Genomic DNA, 467 nt, shown 5'->3' with positions numbered 1-467 from the left:
AGCGTCAGGCGCGTACCGTCGGCGTTCGGCGCAATATTTATCAGCGACATACGTAACGTGCCTATCTGGCTGTCCAGTCGGGCAGGGGTTTTGGAACCTGGCAGCAGATAGACGCCGCTGGTTGATTTTGCGTTCAACATATTTTGTTGAGTAATTTTTACCGTTTCCTGATTTAGCTGCGTCATCTCTTTATTNCGCTTTGATGCATCTGTCGTACTTCAGCTTGCTGTGCGCAGGCATTAAGACTAAAGAGGCTTCCCACCAGGAGAATTCTTAGGTAACGTCTTGTCATTATGATTACTTCCTACATTGTCGCGATAGCATAATGGTAGTGCGCACTGAGCGCGAAGGCATCGATCCTTTGTCTCAAAAGCGTTGCGCCTTTGTTGTCACGCCAGTTCAGGGTAAAATAGATTCCGGTCAACCACTGAGGTACAGGACGCCGTATGCATTGCCCATTCTGTTTC

Annotated in this window: 1 pseudogene; it reads right to left on the bottom strand. The window is 48.5% G+C overall.

Features of this window, described 5'->3' with window-relative positions:
* A pseudogene (locus tag FDX22_RS12475) lies at nt 1–292 on the bottom strand (DUF3251 domain-containing protein); the annotation flags it as partial.
* Nucleotides 293–467: the final 175 nt, after the last annotated feature.

The sequence above is a fragment of the Citrobacter sp. TBCS-14 genome (assembly GCF_005280805.1).
Taxonomy (GTDB): domain Bacteria; phylum Pseudomonadota; class Gammaproteobacteria; order Enterobacterales; family Enterobacteriaceae; genus Citrobacter; species Citrobacter gillenii.
The sequence above is the reverse complement of the archived record's forward strand: the minus strand, read 5'-3'. Positions and strand labels throughout refer to the sequence as shown.